The following is a 16,089-nucleotide window of genomic DNA, read 5'->3' on the forward strand; positions in this document are numbered from 1 at the left end:
TTTACCGTTTTGGTGGGTGAATCGATATTATGAAATAAGCATATCACCGGAATTTTTATCTCCCAATACTCACAGCGGTTGGAGTAATATGGTATCCGCCTTATGAATTACAGGATAAGCTATAGATTTTTTTCAATAGGCCAACGAGTAGCCAATCATAAAAAATCTGAAGGATTCAAAACGTAATCCTATAAACCGCTTCGTGCTATTTACAATGAGCTTTTATACACTCTGTTTATAGATTTGCTGAATATCGTAACATATTCGTTCTCTATCTTGTTTATCTCATCTAGCAAAGTAAGATAATGGTCCTTTACAAGACGGAGCTTTCCTATCGACAACGCATAAAGAAATTCCAATATTGCTTCCCCCTGATATTCTTCCCTATGTTTTATAAAAGTCTTTAAAAGCATGAGCATATCTTCTGAATGGCGACGACTAAAAGAATAATTTATTTCGTCATACTTTGCCGCTCTTAATATCGATGCCTGGATAACTCCATCATTAAATCGATTGAAGATAAAAGGATCGAGTAGGTTTTTCACAAAACTAGTTTGACAAAGTCCATCTATCTTATTATTCCGCATGTTGTTTAATACACAGGCAATCGTAAAGTAAACATCCGATTGACACACATTGTCAAAGTAATCGTTACTATTGAAAAAGGCAGAATTTTTTCTGATTTCAAGCTCCGATCCATGGATATCGGTATAGAAGATTTTTTCGGCACCACCCTTACCTTCTTTACTTGCAAAAGTATTAATTGTACAAATCCTTTCATCTATAAAACGGGATGGTTCATCCAATTCCTCCTGTATCTCCTTTAGATGGTTCAACTCCGTTTCCCAAGGAGTACCATGATTAGAATTATCACAGTTAATTGCTTCAATTTCGATGAAAGAACTGTTTTCTGCACCATGTAACCCATACTTAATATTACTCTTAAGTTCTCTCTGCTTATCGGTATCACTGATTCTATTAATACCTATAAAATAAATCAGTCTTATGTCTTCATAGTTACGGAAAAATCTACTTAAGTAAAGTAGATTTTTACCATTGGTTATACATGAGCCGGCAATCAAAATCGAGCCTACTTCACTCTTGGATATGAGTTCTTCTGTCAATTCCGATTGATTTATGACATTTATGGAATGCCTAGAAGCCGTCTCAATCCTTTTTAGAATATAATCCGCCAATAAGTAGGATCCTTTATCATTTAAATGAATAATGTACTTTAATGATGCAGGAACATATTGATCAATGAAGGCATCTAGCTTAGCTTTATGGCCTTGAAATTGTTTATGATTTATATTTTTTATAATGTTCTCATAATCAATATATAAATTATACTTTTTTCTAGTAACTGTATCTTCACTAAAAGAAACCTTTAAAGACGTACCAATATCACGATTGTGCTTAAACATTTCAACAAAATCCTTTAAGTCTTTGGTGATGTACCTTTTTGCGACAATGTTTCTCGTATTAATTATTGGCTCGTCCAGACTAAAAGAATCCCCAGTTATTTTCACAGCAGTAGATTGATTCGTGCAAAAAGGACATTTTTCACCGGGCTTGGACTGTTGATAAACCTCGATGCCGTAATTGAGTTTTTCATTACGTTCCAAGTTGCACAAAACTCGTTCTAAAGCCAGTTGTGACTCACGGTCAATAGGTAGGTAATAAAGAACGCAGATATCTTCAGAATGAATCTCGGGATGTTTCTCTTTTAAGTAATGAACCAACCCTCCAGAAGTCGATGCTGATATTAAAAAAATAGAATCGTCGTAAAAGACTGCATTTCTATTATAAATTCCATCATAAGATTTGAAAGACTCAATATTGATATCCTCTCGCTTTTCAAAACGCTTTATGTAATCACTTATAGCATACCCCACCACATTTATGGATAGAGTATCACAATAGATATTTTTAATTGATGACTTTTTTAATAGATACAGCGTATTTAATGCTATAAAATCTATTTCACTCTTGCAGACTAAAACGTTAGCTGTTCTAAGAAATTTCGAAGAATGCTTTCCTGAAGGGAAAACATAGTGATGGGAAATACCATTACTCTCTACCAATCCCCCATTGCAAACAAATATGTTGGTCAAGCCCTGATTAATTATCTCTGTGAAATTCTTTTGCAGAAATACATCTCCCTTTGGAAACCCAAAACCTAACTGGCTGAAAGAAACATAGAAAATATTATCCGCCAAAGACTTTTCCTCAACTTTGGGAATACTTCTGAAAATCTTGTCAATATTTTCTTTAATCAGCGTTTCTGTAGAAGAAATTGTTGAACAATGAACGAAAATAAGCGCTGTGGTTTGATGGAAGTATCGAAAATGTTCTGTCAATTCATTTTTTAAAGCTCCGAAATCAAATGCTACACCTGGGTTAAAGACAACAGTAACAGACCTGTATTTCTTATGCTCGATATTTGAATTATAGATATAAAACTTGCCCATTAACTGTTACTTTTGAAAGGGTACAAAATGCTAATGAAGGAACCTTGTGATTTTACAACACTATCCATTGCGAAATCATTTTTGCTCCAGTCTTCAAGTTTGAGATATGCTAATTGATTCACATCAATCGGCATATAGTTATCTTTTATCAAATCCCTATAAACACAGTATTTATCCGTTGATATCCTTAAAAAACCTCTCTCATTTAAGATGTTTAAAATCCGGTCTAACCCTATTCCCTTTTTAGACTTCAGGTTGGATGTAGAGGATGTTTGGTTTTTCACTAAGCACTTCTTAATAATTTCCAAATCAGTTAAATCCCCCCTATCATAAAATTTATCTATGAAACCTACCCCTGAATCAAAAACCAATATTTCTAGATAGTAAATTTTGTTTTGGACATTAATACAGTTCTCCAAAATAAAAGGATGTCTAAAAAAAGACTGAATAGGTGTACCCTCAAATTCCCGATCAATTTTATCACTGTCATTTATATGAAATCTAAAATATACTCCTCGTATACTAGCTGCTACGTCTATAAGGGTAGAATCCGTTTTTCCCCATTCATAAGTGTTCTTTGTCAATTCATAGATTATAGCACCTATGTCCCCGATCATATGCCCAATTTCTTCTTTATTATTTTTATTGAACGTTAAAACGTATTCATGAAATATTTTGAATACGCTTTGAGTTATCTGATCTTCATTATCATTAAATCCATTTGCATCTTCAAACAGCCTAATTAGACCTCTGCTTTTTGAAAGATGATCTGCATTGGTGAGTATATACTTATTCCCCTTGATCCTAGATAAGGTATTCATTTTTATAAAAAAAAGATTCTGCTTATCTCTCAATAAAGTTTTGATATTTACATCGTTTTTATCGACAAAAGTCGCTGTATTCCATAACAGCGAAACTATCGGATAGGCATATTCCTGATTATAGAACTCGTCCAGGTCCTTCACACTCATATCAAGAACCAATGTGCTTATAGAGGACCTTTTATTTAAGGTAATAACAAACCTGAGCAAATCGGCCAATAAACCAAAAGTATATTTACTTACAGAAGCCGGGATTTTTAGAATCACCTTCTCGAGCTGCTGCCCGTTTATATACCCGGCATACAATTCATCGATCTTTTGTGGAGTAATACTTTTAGGTATCGTAATTTCAGTCATTAATTTGTTTTATTGCATGGTAAGCTAAATACATTGCAAACATAATAAATATTACAGAGAATATTAAGCGACAAGTAATCCCCTACTAGTCTATCAAATACTGTGAAGCACGTTTTCCCGCTCATCATTCAAATCATCAATATAACACCTCAAGTTGCTTGACACTTTTTCTAGGACCTTTAATAAATAAGGGCTAACACTTTCCATAGTCAACTGCTGACTTAGATCAAATCCATGGTAATTATGCAAATGATGCTTTACGTCTTCGACTTCTCGATCTTCGAGATACCGAAAAGGATTAGATATTCGATAATCAGCCATAGGTGACAAGTGTATAAACGCACAACCTAAACGATAAACGGAATTTGTCCAACCATGTAACCTGTCGGTCAGATCCACCATAGCCCTATCCGTAACTATTGTCCTTGACTTCGGCAGCGTCCATTTTGCATTGTCTAGGGTTTGGGATATAAAATTTCGTCGCGTAGATAAATCCTTACTGAGTAAAAAGACAGCTCTAACCAAAGAGTCAAGTTCCTGCCTCAACACCGATATAAGTTGCCCATAAATTCGATTTTCAAAAAGTAGCCTACCTGCCGAAACATTTTCGGCAGACCGTTCTTTCAAAAGCTGGCAAAACTGTTCATTTTCAGCCATATACTAAGTTCATCATTACATTAATACTATATTTAAAAATCATCATCTTCTCCTGCCCTTTCATGCCAGGAATAGGTATCAACATCGTAATCATCCACATTATAGTTGCCCAAGGGAAAATCTTCGATAGCTCCATAGCCATAGGATTCAATCACATCACATATTGTAGCGAGTTGATCATGAAAGCCATAGACCGTGGAACCTATCATAATCTTAATCTTCGAAGAACTCGATTTTGCCATAATAAATCATTTGGTTAGGAAAGCAATTTCCTGTTTTCAACTATGGTTAATGCTTTTTCTAAAATACCTAATAAGTTTAATTGGGTGTGGAGTATATTCAAACTATCTACGGCTATCGATACAATTTTTCCATGTTTATAGTTATCCACTTCATACTCTAGCTCAGATATACTGTCTCCCAATTTTAACTTGAATTTGTGTTTGCCTCTATCTGTATTCTCAAAAGTTACATCTATAAGGATCATCATTTCTAACAAACTTTGCAATACGTCTTGATAACTGTATGGATCAATACCCAATGACAAAAGGTCACCGACATCAATCTGTAATGCTAGATGTTGAACAACTTCTTTAAATCTCGCCCTACTGCCAAAAAATTGGGAAAGATAGTGGATTAACACAAGAAGTTCATAATTATAAATACTCGAATTGCGTCCTCGTTTACTTAAATAAATCCCTTTATTTGGTATTTTGAGTTCTTTAATATTTTTTAATGCCCTCAAACTCAATACACCCTGCAAGACAAAAATCTGCAAAAGATTGTGAATGACTAAATAAAAATGATGATTTGTACTATCAGATAAATGATATTTTATATGTTCTGAATTACCACTTATATCCGGATACTGAAGATTGTCAAGGTAATCTCGTAATGCATCTTTTATATAGCGTCGATTATCAAATTCATAGATCGAACGGCTATAAAATTTATTAATATATCCTTGAAAATCTACATTCCTACCATAACGGTGTTCGTATATGCGCTTTATATTTTCAATATCACAGACCAAAATAACTTTATCAAAGCCAAACTTATTTTTTGATGTATGGTAGTCACGATGTGCGCTTAATACGTTAAAAATGCGGAATATATGTTCGGGATCTATACGGTCGAGATCGTCAATAATCAAAACATTTTGCTTATTTCTCAATTTCAATCGCCGAAGTATTTCGCTAATCAGAGCTGATATAGTATCATATTCCTTTAAACCTCTCCCCCCTTCAAATGACTCAAGATATGCCCTTATCGTTTCAAATTCATTGGCTTTCAGACCACTATAAAACTCATCAAATTTATCCTTTTCAATTTTTAACAGGCCTAATATATCAGATATACTTTTTCCTAGCTTTGTAGTGGCTTTGAAAACTTGTTGAGTAAAATCCAGTGCCTTAAAGTTATCTTGCATATAGAGCTGCAATGCTAGGCCTTTGTCCAATTCTAATGCATCTATATTCTCAATAGAATCCTTATATTTCAATACTAATTCAAAAAGTATATCGTACTTTATCAACTCGAATATATCTTCATTACTTGATACAGAATAATTGACAGGATATAGATGTATTGCATTATACTGTTCTTCACACTTGGGTACAAAATCTTCCTTTAAGAAAAAGGTCTTTCCAGTCCCAAAGGGCGCCGAAAAAATAATATCATTATTCCCTTCTAGTTCCAGATGATTCAAAAAATCCTGAAGTAAAGTGTCGTTTTTAATATTCATGTGTTAATCTTTGTTCATTATATATTAAGTTTGGCTACTTCACCAATCCCATATTTATAGCTTCCAAAGCCTTCGTGACTAAAAAAGACTTGCTTCGGCTTAGCGGTAATGAGATATCATATTTTGTTTCATTTCCATTTATTCTTATGCAAGGTCTGTAATTCTGATTTTTTTCTTGTACAATATTTATAAGGCTAATATTGTATCTCGACTCGATGAAAATAATCAGGCGATCAATCGGCTTTAATTTCATTATCCGACTAGAACAATGATCGCTATATTGTTTATAGATGTTTGGAAAGCTTTCCGCAAGTTCTTTTAATGTCATGGTGATAATTTCCGGATACTAATTTAAATTTTGTCGATATTCTCAGATATTAACCTTATTATATGATTAATACCTGAAATTTAGTTTTCTAATGATTTGTAATATTTTTTAAATATCTAATTATTGGTACTTGATCTATTTCTTGTTTTGAGAGATTGGGTTGAAGAATCTCTTTCCAATACAAATTGGCATTATATGGTTTTCCATCGGTTGCTTGATACAAATTACTATATCTTAAAATTTCAACGATATTGTCATTTCGGTGGGCAGGTTCAAATGTTGGCTCGTTAATTTGAAATAGGCCGCATTTATAATTAACCTTTTGATAATCCGATCTAAACTGATCATAGATAGTTTTCTGAATTCCTGAAATAAATCCTACAAGGCCATATTCATCTATTGCTTGCATCTTGGCTTTATCAGAATCACAAATAACATGATATTTAATATTAAATCGAGAAAATATCTTTTGGAAAAACGGAATATTATTCACTGTACCGCAGTTAACTACAAAAATATCTTTATCAGATTGAATCTCATTTAGATACCCCCTTAAGATTATTTCCTCTGTAGGACCTTCGATCAAAATAACTTCATCGGCATAGAACGATTCGCAAATAAATGGATTGAATCGCAAAACCTCATTCATCTCCTGCTTAAGCTGTTCCTTCGTTTTAATATCTTTCGAATCCTTAAGAAATTCATCATTAATCTGATACAATTGTGTTCCTTCATTATTCTTTACCATTCTAACCAAGGATGACTTTTCTTTTGTAATGTCTATCATCTGGGGCGAATGAGAAGCACATAAAATTTGGTATGGAGTACTGCTTTCACTCACTTTGTATATTAAAGACCTTAATTGTTTCATCAATTTTGGATGTAAAAACAATTCCGGTTCTTCAAATAGGACTATATAGTCTTTTCTATGTTCCACTCTAACAAACTCTTCAGCAATATCTTTCATCAGTAATAGTGAAAAAATGGCAGAACGTACTGCTCCATGCCCAATTCTCTCGTAACTGGTCGGAATTGTATTATCTTTAACACCATCAGTACTGTGCTCGAAATGTATCGAAAAGCTTTTACCGATAGAGTTTTCAGTCCATTTAGCTTTATCTTTTTCGCTTAGTTCTATTTTTGTATTCGGGAATAATGATTGAAAATATTTATTTACCTCTTCTTTGTAGGTTTTGATTGAATCTGGATTATACAACTTGTCTTGAAGTTCCTGAATTTTCGCCTGTGCCTCCTTTAATTCTTGTCTTTCTTTATCCTCTAACTTCGAACTTGCCTTTTGTTTCAAAATTTCATTAATAATGGCTTCTCCCTCAGCCTCCGTGGGCATAGCTTTAATGAAAATTGGTGTCGGCAAAGCCGCTTGGAAAACTGTATCTAATCCTATACCACCATAGTTCTTCTTTTCCCATGAACCATTTTCATAGCTCCAAGTAAAGTTTTCCGCTTTCTCGAAGCTTAATTTCTTCCCCTCAGCAGGCTTTATAGTCCTTCTTATTCTTAGATAATTATTTTCGCTTAACCACTTCTTTAATCCTTCTCTTTTATTATTTATAGAATCTTTTGCAAAATCATAATCATCTAGTTGAAGTACCAACTCGAATTCGATAATGTTTTCAGGGTCCATTCTATAGATATCTTCCGCTAATGGTGTAGCATTTTTATAATAAAACTCATAAGCCTTTAAAAAACTAGATTTCCCAACGTTATTTTGGCCCAACAGAAAAATCGTATTTGAATTATTGAATTCGATGATGTTTTTTTCTAGTCCACCAGCTATTCCCCTAAAATTATTGACTCCGAACGATACAATTTTCATATTTTATATTTTTTTAAGACGTAATTGTGAGTAAATTTTGCAGAATTAAATAACATAATTTTGATTATAAAAGATACCAAAAGTCCTCAAAGAAATTGACATAGCTCGCTCCTATATCGCTAAAGACAGTGGTGACGATGACTACATTGGCTGCTATTGGATCATTATATCGTGAAATCTCCCTCCCTTCGATGGAATTAGTCGTGGTTACTATCATGGAATTATACTTTTCAATCGGGCAAGGTTAATACCCAAGCCTAATATACATTATTTATTCTGAATTAATATGTTTACAGCTATTAACTTTCAGGATTATTACAAACTGTAAGGCTAAGGTATTGATTTAAAAGAAGGATTGGTTACGGGAAACCGTAGCCGATTTATTCGACCGTGTTAATAAGACAATAAAGTAAAAATTAAATAAAAAGAAGCCCCCCTCGTTAACCTTCGAGGGAGGCCATGTTGGCTAGATGTCCGCTTGGGCTAGATGTTAACCGGCTTTGGGCATTCATCTATTGTAAAGATCGTGAGATTAGTTGAGATAATTGTTGTTCATTGAGACTGTAACGTGAACTGTGTCAACGGAATAATTCAATAAGGTTTTTTTATATTTAATTATTCAAACGACATGGTCATGAAAGAAAAGACCCCATTTGACTTTGAACGCTTCAAAGAGGAAGCTATGCAAGGTCTTTATAACGGAAAGAGTTTATCTCCCAATGATGGCGTTCTAGCGCCCTTAATGAAGCACTTACTGGAGTCGATGATGGATAGCGAGCTGGAAAGTCACCTTCAGGAAGATAAAGCTTCCGGGAACTCCAATCGTCGTAATGGCAAGACCAAAAAGACTGTTCGAGGTCTTAATACCGGAACATTTGAGCTTGAATCTGGACGGGATAGATCGGGTACATTTGAGCCCAAGGTAGTTCCCAAACGTCAGCTTATTATAACAGAACAGCTGGAAGGTCACGTGCTGAGCATGTATGCCAAAGGTATGAGCACACGTGCAATAAGTGATTTTATCCGCGAGATGTATGCTATGGAGATTTCTGCAACTGAAATATCCCGCATTACAGAAAGCGTCATGCCTGCTGTTAACGAGTGGCGAAGTCGTCCGCTAGAAGCCGTCTATCCCTTTGTCTTCCTAGACTGCATGCATTATAAAGTCCGTCAGAACGGTACGGTTGAGTCCCGGGCCATTTACAATATCCTGGGCATAGGAATGGATGGGCGTAAAGACCCGATAGGGCTTTATAGTTCGGAAAACGAAGGAGCAAAATTTTGGCTATCCTTACTCACCGATCTAAAGCAACGCGGTGTCGAGGACATCCTGATAGCCTGTATTGATGGACTGAAGGGCTTTCCTGAAGCTATAGAAGCTATTTTTCCAAAAACAAAAGTTCAGTTATGCATTGTCCACCAGATCCGTTCAAGCATGCGTTACGTTACAGAAAAGGACAAAAAGGCCGTTATTGAAGATTTAAAGCTCGTTTATAAAGCTGTAAACGAAGAAATGGGATATGAAAAACTACTGGTCTTTGAAGAGAAATGGGGCAAGAAATACCCCATAGCCGCTAAGTCATGGCTCGATAACTGGATCAACCTCTCTACTTTTTTTGAGTATGATGAGCAGGTGCGTAAGACTATCTATACCACTAATCCTATTGAAGGAATGCACCGTCAGATCCGAAAAATAACGAAGTCTAAAGGTGCATTCAGTTCTGTGCAGGCTCTTATGAAGCTGATGTTTCTGATAATAAAGGATATCTCTAAAAAGTGGACAATGCCTGTGCATAACTGGGGCCTGACCATATCCCAACTTTACATTAAATTTGGGGATAGGCTCAAACTTGATAGAGGCTTTTAGATTTTGGTTAATTATCCAATGACACAGTTCAGTTTACACTCCCTGTTCATTTCTTAAAAAATGTTGTTCAAAAATTGTATCCTAATAATAATTTAATTCCAAAAGGCTATTTCACTTCACCAAAATATTATTATCTGTCTCACGAACACTCCAGATCAACCCACTCTTCGATAATGATAGTCGTCTTTTATCAAAAAGTTCTTCCATGATCATCCATACCTGATCCGTCAATGTAAAATATTTTTTTGTGCTTAGATCATCTATAGTCAAAAATCCGGTAACAGAAAACTTTTCGATGACTAGTACTCCGTTTTCAACATCCAGAAATAATTTTCTATCCGTTGAATAATCAAGTGTAATATTCTTTAGAACCTCTCTCCTTTTGGTAACCTCAGAAGCAAATTTTAGCAGATACGGTTTTAAGTTAACTTCTCTTCCACAAGCATCACGAAGATTAAATAAATAGGCCGCACCTTTCAAAGGATCAAAATGAATAGTTTTATCTACAAAGGTTATACTGGTTATATTAGCACGAGTGCGTGTAATGTTTAGACGAATATCCAGAGTTCCAAATTCTATTTCCTTTTTGTAATCCACATGACTCTCTCCGACTTCCCAGAGCTTAACTAGCTTTATGCCTTTGTGTTCAGCATACATTACGGTGTCTTTGGTAAATCCTGATTTGCATACAATTATTCCCTTTTCTATACCCAAGTCAAGCATAGTTTCAGATAGTTTCATTACAATATCCTTATTAGCTTTCTCTTTGCAGTATTTACATTCAATCGCAGTGCGCATGCTTTTCGTACCATCTAATTGCTCAGTCAAGACATCAATCTGATGCATGACACCAGACTTCCCTTTCAACTTACACGCATTACCGTAACCTAAGATCTTGATGCCATATTGCGCACCGAGCGACTCATATACGTATTTAGTAATGGCTTCATAGTCCTTCCAGTTTATTTTGGATGTCTTAGACATAGCTAGTTTTTAAGTTTCATTGATTATATAAAATGTGAAATTCATGTAATTGAATTAAATCGACATTGAAACCTATGCAGTTTGTTCAGTCCAATAGCTAAATCATATTTTTATTTCCGATTTCTATTAATCCAACTATTGTATATTGCCAATTCTAAGTCAGCTATAAAATCAAATGATTCTTTACTCATCCTAACTTTGGCAAATTCAATAAATCGTTTATAGGTTTCGACATTATCCAATTCCGTCCAGTTAAATAAGAATTCATATTTTAATACCTGTTGAATCATTCGTTAATAAACTTTTTGGGATAAAATAGGTCTTTTAACAATACAAAATATAAACCATTTAGCGTTGCATGGGGGATTAAAATAGCACTGACAAGCCGTGTATCAGCATATAAATAGGTATTGCGGCTCAATCTTCTAGCTCATATTAATCTGACAAGCCGTTAACCATAATTTTATTCCAGAACTTATTCTTCATAATATATCTAAGGCCCGTCATAAAGTTTCTTTCAAAAAGTTTTAGCACGGCAATTAAGAGTCAGTATTCTGCCAAAATATTCTTATTTTTTACGAATCCATTTCAAATACCATGATAGCCTACAGCAAAATTTTACAATATGATATTATTTAGAATAATACGTTCCTTATGGAACTAATCTATCCAAATCCAGGAGATGGTATTCCGATAGTTCGACAGAATTTGGCCTGACACTGTCTCGCCAGCTCATACTTCTATGACAGGACGGTCCGGCCTGATATTGACCGGAGCTACCTATCTCCTCTACAAATGAGAATAAATAGATTTTATGTTCCGGAAATATCACTTCCTGTTCGTATATGAGCGGCTGCTCCTTCAAACTGCGGCTTAATTTCTTTATTATGGTAACAGGATCCTCCAGAAAAACCGGAATATTCATAAAAGTTAGCTTTTTACAGTTTTCATCAACGAAGATTTCTGTAAGTCGGCCAGATGTATATTCAAAAGATAAACCGTTTGTCCTGAATTCCACAACCCTGTCATCCATTGCAGGACCAAACTCTACGATTGCTTCTGAAACTGTTTTAAAATCTTCGTCATTAAAAAGATCGGGAAAAACTTTATAAAGATCCTCCAGTCCAGCTTGTTGACTTTCAACTGTATCACTTCTTTCAGCCTGAATTGAGCCAATGTCTGCACTAAATCGATCGACCTGCGAACGCGACATGGAAAATTTGATCGGCCCAAGACCTCTTAAAGTATGTACTTGCCATATAATATCACCATGTTCGGACATAACTCTTAATTTTAATAGTTTACACAAATTTAATTTTTTTTTCATCAATATCTTGACGGTTTAGATCATTTAGGTAGTCACAATTAAAGTAATGTTTAAATGATAAGGTAGACTTACCTGTTTGGTAGATTTACCTGTTTGGTAGATTTACCAAAATGGTAAGTCTTCAAATTCAATATTGATAGGAACACCGCTGAGTCAACTATTAACAAATTATAAATTTGAAAAAGCAGAAAGCATTAACTATGTCGGCTATAAAATAGCCAACTGCGAAACAACATCCACTAAAGCTTTTGGTTTCTCAAACTTCACTGTATTTTTTGATACGGAAGAAGAATTTGTAAAACATATTTGGCTTTCGATCAACGCGACAGCTTCTCGAACGGAAATTTCACGGGAACATTTCAAATTGATTAAAGACGCACTATATAGCTTAGGAGAAGAATACGAAATGGTTTTAGCGGACTGGAATAGCTTGCAATTAATCGATTTAAGCAACAGAAATCAGATTGACAAATACCTTAACGGTTACTGGAAATAGTACGTAAGGTATTTTGTATAGCGAAGAATTAGATCATATAGGGAACTCCTTTGAAGAAAATATGAAATTTCCAACCAGTAATTGCATATTTGACCAAAGGAGTAATGTTGGCATGCTTAATTTATTCAACAATTTTAAGAAGGTAAAAATTAAAAAAAAGCCTCCCTTATAACCGTTAAGGGAGGCAATTTTGGCTAAATGTCCGCTTGAGCTAGATGTTAACTGGCTTTGGGCATTCATCTAGTGTAAAGATCGTAAATTATTTGGAGATAATAGTTGTTCATTTCATTCAGATTGTTGTTCAAAACTTGCCAACTGATAAAAAATTGATTTTATAATGCTATTTCACTTCATCGAATATTATTGTTAGCCTGACGAGTACTCCAAATCATCCAAACCTGGTCCGTCAATGTGAAATATTTTTTTAGTGCTTAGATCATCTATCGTTAAAAATCCAGTAACAAAAACCTTCTAGACAGCTAATACTTCATTCTCAACACCAAGGAATAATTTTTTTTAAAACCAAACAGGATTCGATATTGTATTAATAGTACTTTTCAAAAATAGGTAGTAATTTAGGTAGTAATTGGTAAACCTTGAGATCCTCCCAGACTCAAGGTTTTTTTATTGTTTTTATATTCTTTTTCATTGAATATCATCCTTTATCCACTTTAATTCCCCGCGCTGGATCATGGCAATATACTTTTGCACGTGATCATCGGTCAATAAGCAATTGTCATCAAGGTGGTAATTGAACTGCTTAGTGAAGCTATAATATTGAATACTTCCTACATAAGCATTATTGAGATAAATATGCCAAAGGCTGTATTCCTTGGCCCGAACTTCCACTACCTGGCGTTTTCCATGGTGATAAAACAGCTCAGGCACATCCGTATCAAAGCGAAGTATAAGGGCGTCAATGCACGCTTCCCTGATGTCATCGGCAAGTACACCGTATGCCAATTGCCACACGCCCTGAAATTTCCTGAAAACATAAAAAGCAAGGCCATTTTTGTTATAGACATGATAATCTTTCATGCCCATGCTTTTATCATGCACGGTAATTTGAGCGTGCATTACCCGATTTCGGCAAAAGATTTCTAGTGGTTTCATTTTACAAAATTACTAATAATATTAGTAATATTGTATATGGTAAAGATATTTGGGTTTCTCATTTTTTATATGCATTTGGAATGTTGGAATTGGTATGCTGAATTGATAGGCTTACAGCTATTAACTTCAAGATTATTACACATTGTTAGGATAGGATATGTGTTTGAAAGTAGGACTCGTCACGGGAAACCATACTGATTTAGTTAGCAGTTTTACTGAGACAATAAAGCGAATACTTAAATAAAAAAGCTTCCCTCTAATTCACAGAGAGAAGCTTTTAAGCTAATGTGTTACTCTGAAATTGCGCAAATATCTATCACGCACTGTACATTTTTTTCTATTTCACTCTTTTCAATTCAATATTATTCGGAACGTGAAGTTTATATTGACCACCTTTCCCATCTATACTTATCATTCCCCAACCTTCCGCTAATATAAATTTTAAAACTAGTTTATCAGGATTTCCTTTGACATAAGTTAATGTTCCTCGGGCATTAACACGATTTTTAGTTTCCCTAAATCGAAAAGATAATACATTTTCATTATCTATTTTTTTATCAAAAGATCCGGTAGTTATGGTATTCTTACCACCAACGTCATAACCATCGATCAACGCACCATCCTTTTTATAAGAATGGTAACCAACTGCGAAATCTAACTTATCACCATTTTTTTTGTTAAAATACTCTTCTTTTACTAAAACTATAGTAAACACTTCATCCTGCCCCTCATACTTCCAGGTACCATAAAATTTATTTAATCCAGCTGGCTTAAGGTGTCTACCTGATTCATTTCTATTATCCTTAGATTGAGAGAAAATACATCCTGTGATTAAAAACATCATAAATAGAATTGCTGCTTTTTTCATCTTTACCATTTTTATTGAATTTAACATGGATGGGATATTATAGCTATGATTACAAACTGTAAGTCTAAAGTATTGGTTTGAAAGAAGGACTATTTACGGGAAACCGTACACATAAAAATCTAGTTTAAAAAATTGAACATAAGCATGTTACCAATTATATTTCAAGCCTTTCACATGATAATGTTTCACTTCCATACAAACTAAGTCAGTATCATTAAAAACTGCCAAGTTATAGCCTCCGGCCTTCATTGCGCTTCGATATTCTACCGCATGAAACCCTAATGACTTAATATACTCACAAAGATATTGGGTAGGCAAGTAATCAAGGTTTACATCTTGCTTCCGAACGGGTTTTGACAGCTCTTCTTCGAGTTTTAGCAAATAAGATCGGACCAACATAAACTCCTCAATATCAAATCCACGATCCTGAATTTCAAATGGTCCGTAATCTTCAATATTTTTTAAGGAAATGACCTGCAATGGAGCCTTTAACGTAAAACGTCCGATACTAATGGACTCGTGCAAAGAAACCCGTGTTTCATAAAAGGTCGTCTCTTCACTTTCAGAAATATATAGATACGGTATACCAACTGGATTGGCCCTGCCTGGTGTTGTATACAGCTTGGGCGGTTTACCCAGCTCATAGACTTCAAGTGGGCGCTCGCTGATCCGCGCTCTGTAAAAATGCGTTCCAACAGGATAGGTTTTTGCAAATCTGCTAAAGGTAGACTCCAGCAACTCAAAATCTAAGGTATTAGCAATAAAAAAACGGTTCTCCTCTTTTATCTCGGATGCAAATTTCTCCCATTGCATCCGATGGGAATCGTCCGTCGCTTCACCATTAAGATAGATCTGCAACTCTACTGGTTCCTCAAATAATGATTCCTTGAATCCGACCCAGCCCCGGCCAATCTGGTTAAGCAACTGTTTTACATCTTTGGGTTTTAGTTTGTTGCTATCGAACAACTTTGGCCAATAACATATTAAATGTTCATGCATTGCAACCGACCTGTCATCTTTGAGGGATAATACAGCCGTTGGATGATTGATATAAAGTTCAAATAGTGCATCAAAGACATCAGATAGTTCCTCGCAGGCTATCAAAAAGACATCTTTACTTTCACAAAAATCACAAAGTCCCTTTCCATTTGATTCCGCTTCTATCCTATCCCGCACCCCTTGGTCTGCGAAACAGTTTACACAACAATTCATAGCTTTG

14 protein-coding genes are annotated in these 16,089 nt (G+C 34.8%); 2 read left to right on the forward strand and 12 right to left on the reverse strand.

The genetic code is table 11. From position 1 onward, the window contains the following. Positions 1-209 precede the first annotated feature (209 nt). The 7 genes from B3E00_RS08875 to B3E00_RS08905 form a co-directional block, all read right to left on the reverse strand. A complete protein-coding gene (locus B3E00_RS08875; RefSeq protein WP_293938136.1) occupies positions 210-2,471 on the reverse strand; it encodes a hypothetical protein in 2,262 nt (753 codons plus the stop codon). Further along, entirely contained in the window at positions 2,471-3,649 is a 1,179-nt protein-coding gene (locus B3E00_RS08880) for a hypothetical protein (protein ID WP_293938138.1), read from the reverse strand. The genes B3E00_RS08875 and B3E00_RS08880 overlap by 1 nt, the downstream gene beginning before the upstream one ends. Positions 3,650-3,742: 93 nt before the next feature. Next, positions 3,743-4,306 (reverse strand): hypothetical protein, encoded by a 564-nt coding sequence (locus B3E00_RS08885; RefSeq protein WP_293938140.1) that lies wholly within the window; start codon positions 4,304-4,306, stop codon positions 3,743-3,745. A 32-nt stretch (positions 4,307-4,338) separates the two neighbouring features. Beyond that, complete coding sequence (locus B3E00_RS08890) at positions 4,339-4,548, reverse strand: hypothetical protein (protein WP_293938142.1); 210 nt, start codon at positions 4,546-4,548, stop codon at positions 4,339-4,341. A gap of 14 nt (positions 4,549-4,562) precedes the next feature. Then, positions 4,563-6,050 (reverse strand): P-loop NTPase fold protein, encoded by a 1,488-nt coding sequence (locus B3E00_RS08895; protein WP_293938144.1) that lies wholly within the window; start codon positions 6,048-6,050, stop codon positions 4,563-4,565. A gap of 416 nt (positions 6,051-6,466) precedes the next feature. Continuing rightward, positions 6,467-8,215 (reverse strand): ATP-dependent nuclease, encoded by a 1,749-nt coding sequence (locus tag B3E00_RS08900; RefSeq protein ID WP_293938146.1) that lies wholly within the window; start codon positions 8,213-8,215, stop codon positions 6,467-6,469. A gap of 64 nt (positions 8,216-8,279) precedes the next feature. Beyond that, on the reverse strand, positions 8,280-8,432 hold the full coding sequence (locus B3E00_RS08905; protein WP_293938148.1) for a heavy metal-binding domain-containing protein: 153 nt from the start codon (positions 8,430-8,432) through the stop codon (positions 8,280-8,282). A gap of 417 nt (positions 8,433-8,849) precedes the next feature. Between B3E00_RS08905 and B3E00_RS08910 the strand changes: the two genes are divergently transcribed. Continuing rightward, complete coding sequence (locus B3E00_RS08910; RefSeq protein WP_293938151.1) at positions 8,850-10,082, forward strand: IS256 family transposase; 1,233 nt, start codon at positions 8,850-8,852, stop codon at positions 10,080-10,082. Between the two features lie 111 nt (positions 10,083-10,193). Here the strand turns inward: B3E00_RS08910 and B3E00_RS08915 are convergent, their stop codons facing one another. Further along, positions 10,194-11,066, reverse strand: coding sequence for a restriction endonuclease (locus tag B3E00_RS08915; protein WP_293938153.1), 873 nt, complete (start codon positions 11,064-11,066; stop codon positions 10,194-10,196). 652 nt (positions 11,067-11,718) lie between these two features. Beyond that, a complete protein-coding gene (locus B3E00_RS08920; RefSeq protein WP_293938154.1) occupies positions 11,719-12,348 on the reverse strand; it encodes a hypothetical protein in 630 nt (209 codons plus the stop codon). A gap of 178 nt (positions 12,349-12,526) precedes the next feature. On the opposite strand from B3E00_RS08920, the gene B3E00_RS08925 reads away from it, so the two are divergent. Beyond that, positions 12,527-12,889, forward strand: coding sequence for a hypothetical protein (locus tag B3E00_RS08925; protein ID WP_293879033.1), 363 nt, complete (start codon positions 12,527-12,529; stop codon positions 12,887-12,889). Positions 12,890-13,534: 645 nt separating this feature from the next. Here B3E00_RS08925 and B3E00_RS08930 read toward each other — a convergent pair. The 3 genes from B3E00_RS08930 to B3E00_RS08940 form a co-directional block, all read right to left on the reverse strand. After that, positions 13,535-14,002 (reverse strand): hypothetical protein, encoded by a 468-nt coding sequence (locus B3E00_RS08930; RefSeq protein WP_293938155.1) that lies wholly within the window; start codon positions 14,000-14,002, stop codon positions 13,535-13,537. Positions 14,003-14,339: 337 nt separating this feature from the next. Next, positions 14,340-14,870, reverse strand: a complete 531-nt coding sequence (locus B3E00_RS08935; RefSeq protein ID WP_293938157.1) for a DUF6705 family protein — start codon at positions 14,868-14,870, stop codon at positions 14,340-14,342. Positions 14,871-15,017: 147 nt separating this feature from the next. After that, complete coding sequence (locus tag B3E00_RS08940; RefSeq protein WP_293938159.1) at positions 15,018-16,082, reverse strand: RES family NAD+ phosphorylase; 1,065 nt, start codon at positions 16,080-16,082, stop codon at positions 15,018-15,020. Between the last annotated feature and the right edge of the window lie 7 nt (positions 16,083-16,089).

Origin of the sequence: Sphingobacterium sp. UBA5996, from assembly GCF_002429765.1 — a bacterium.
Lineage (GTDB): Bacteria > Bacteroidota > Bacteroidia > Sphingobacteriales > Sphingobacteriaceae > Sphingobacterium.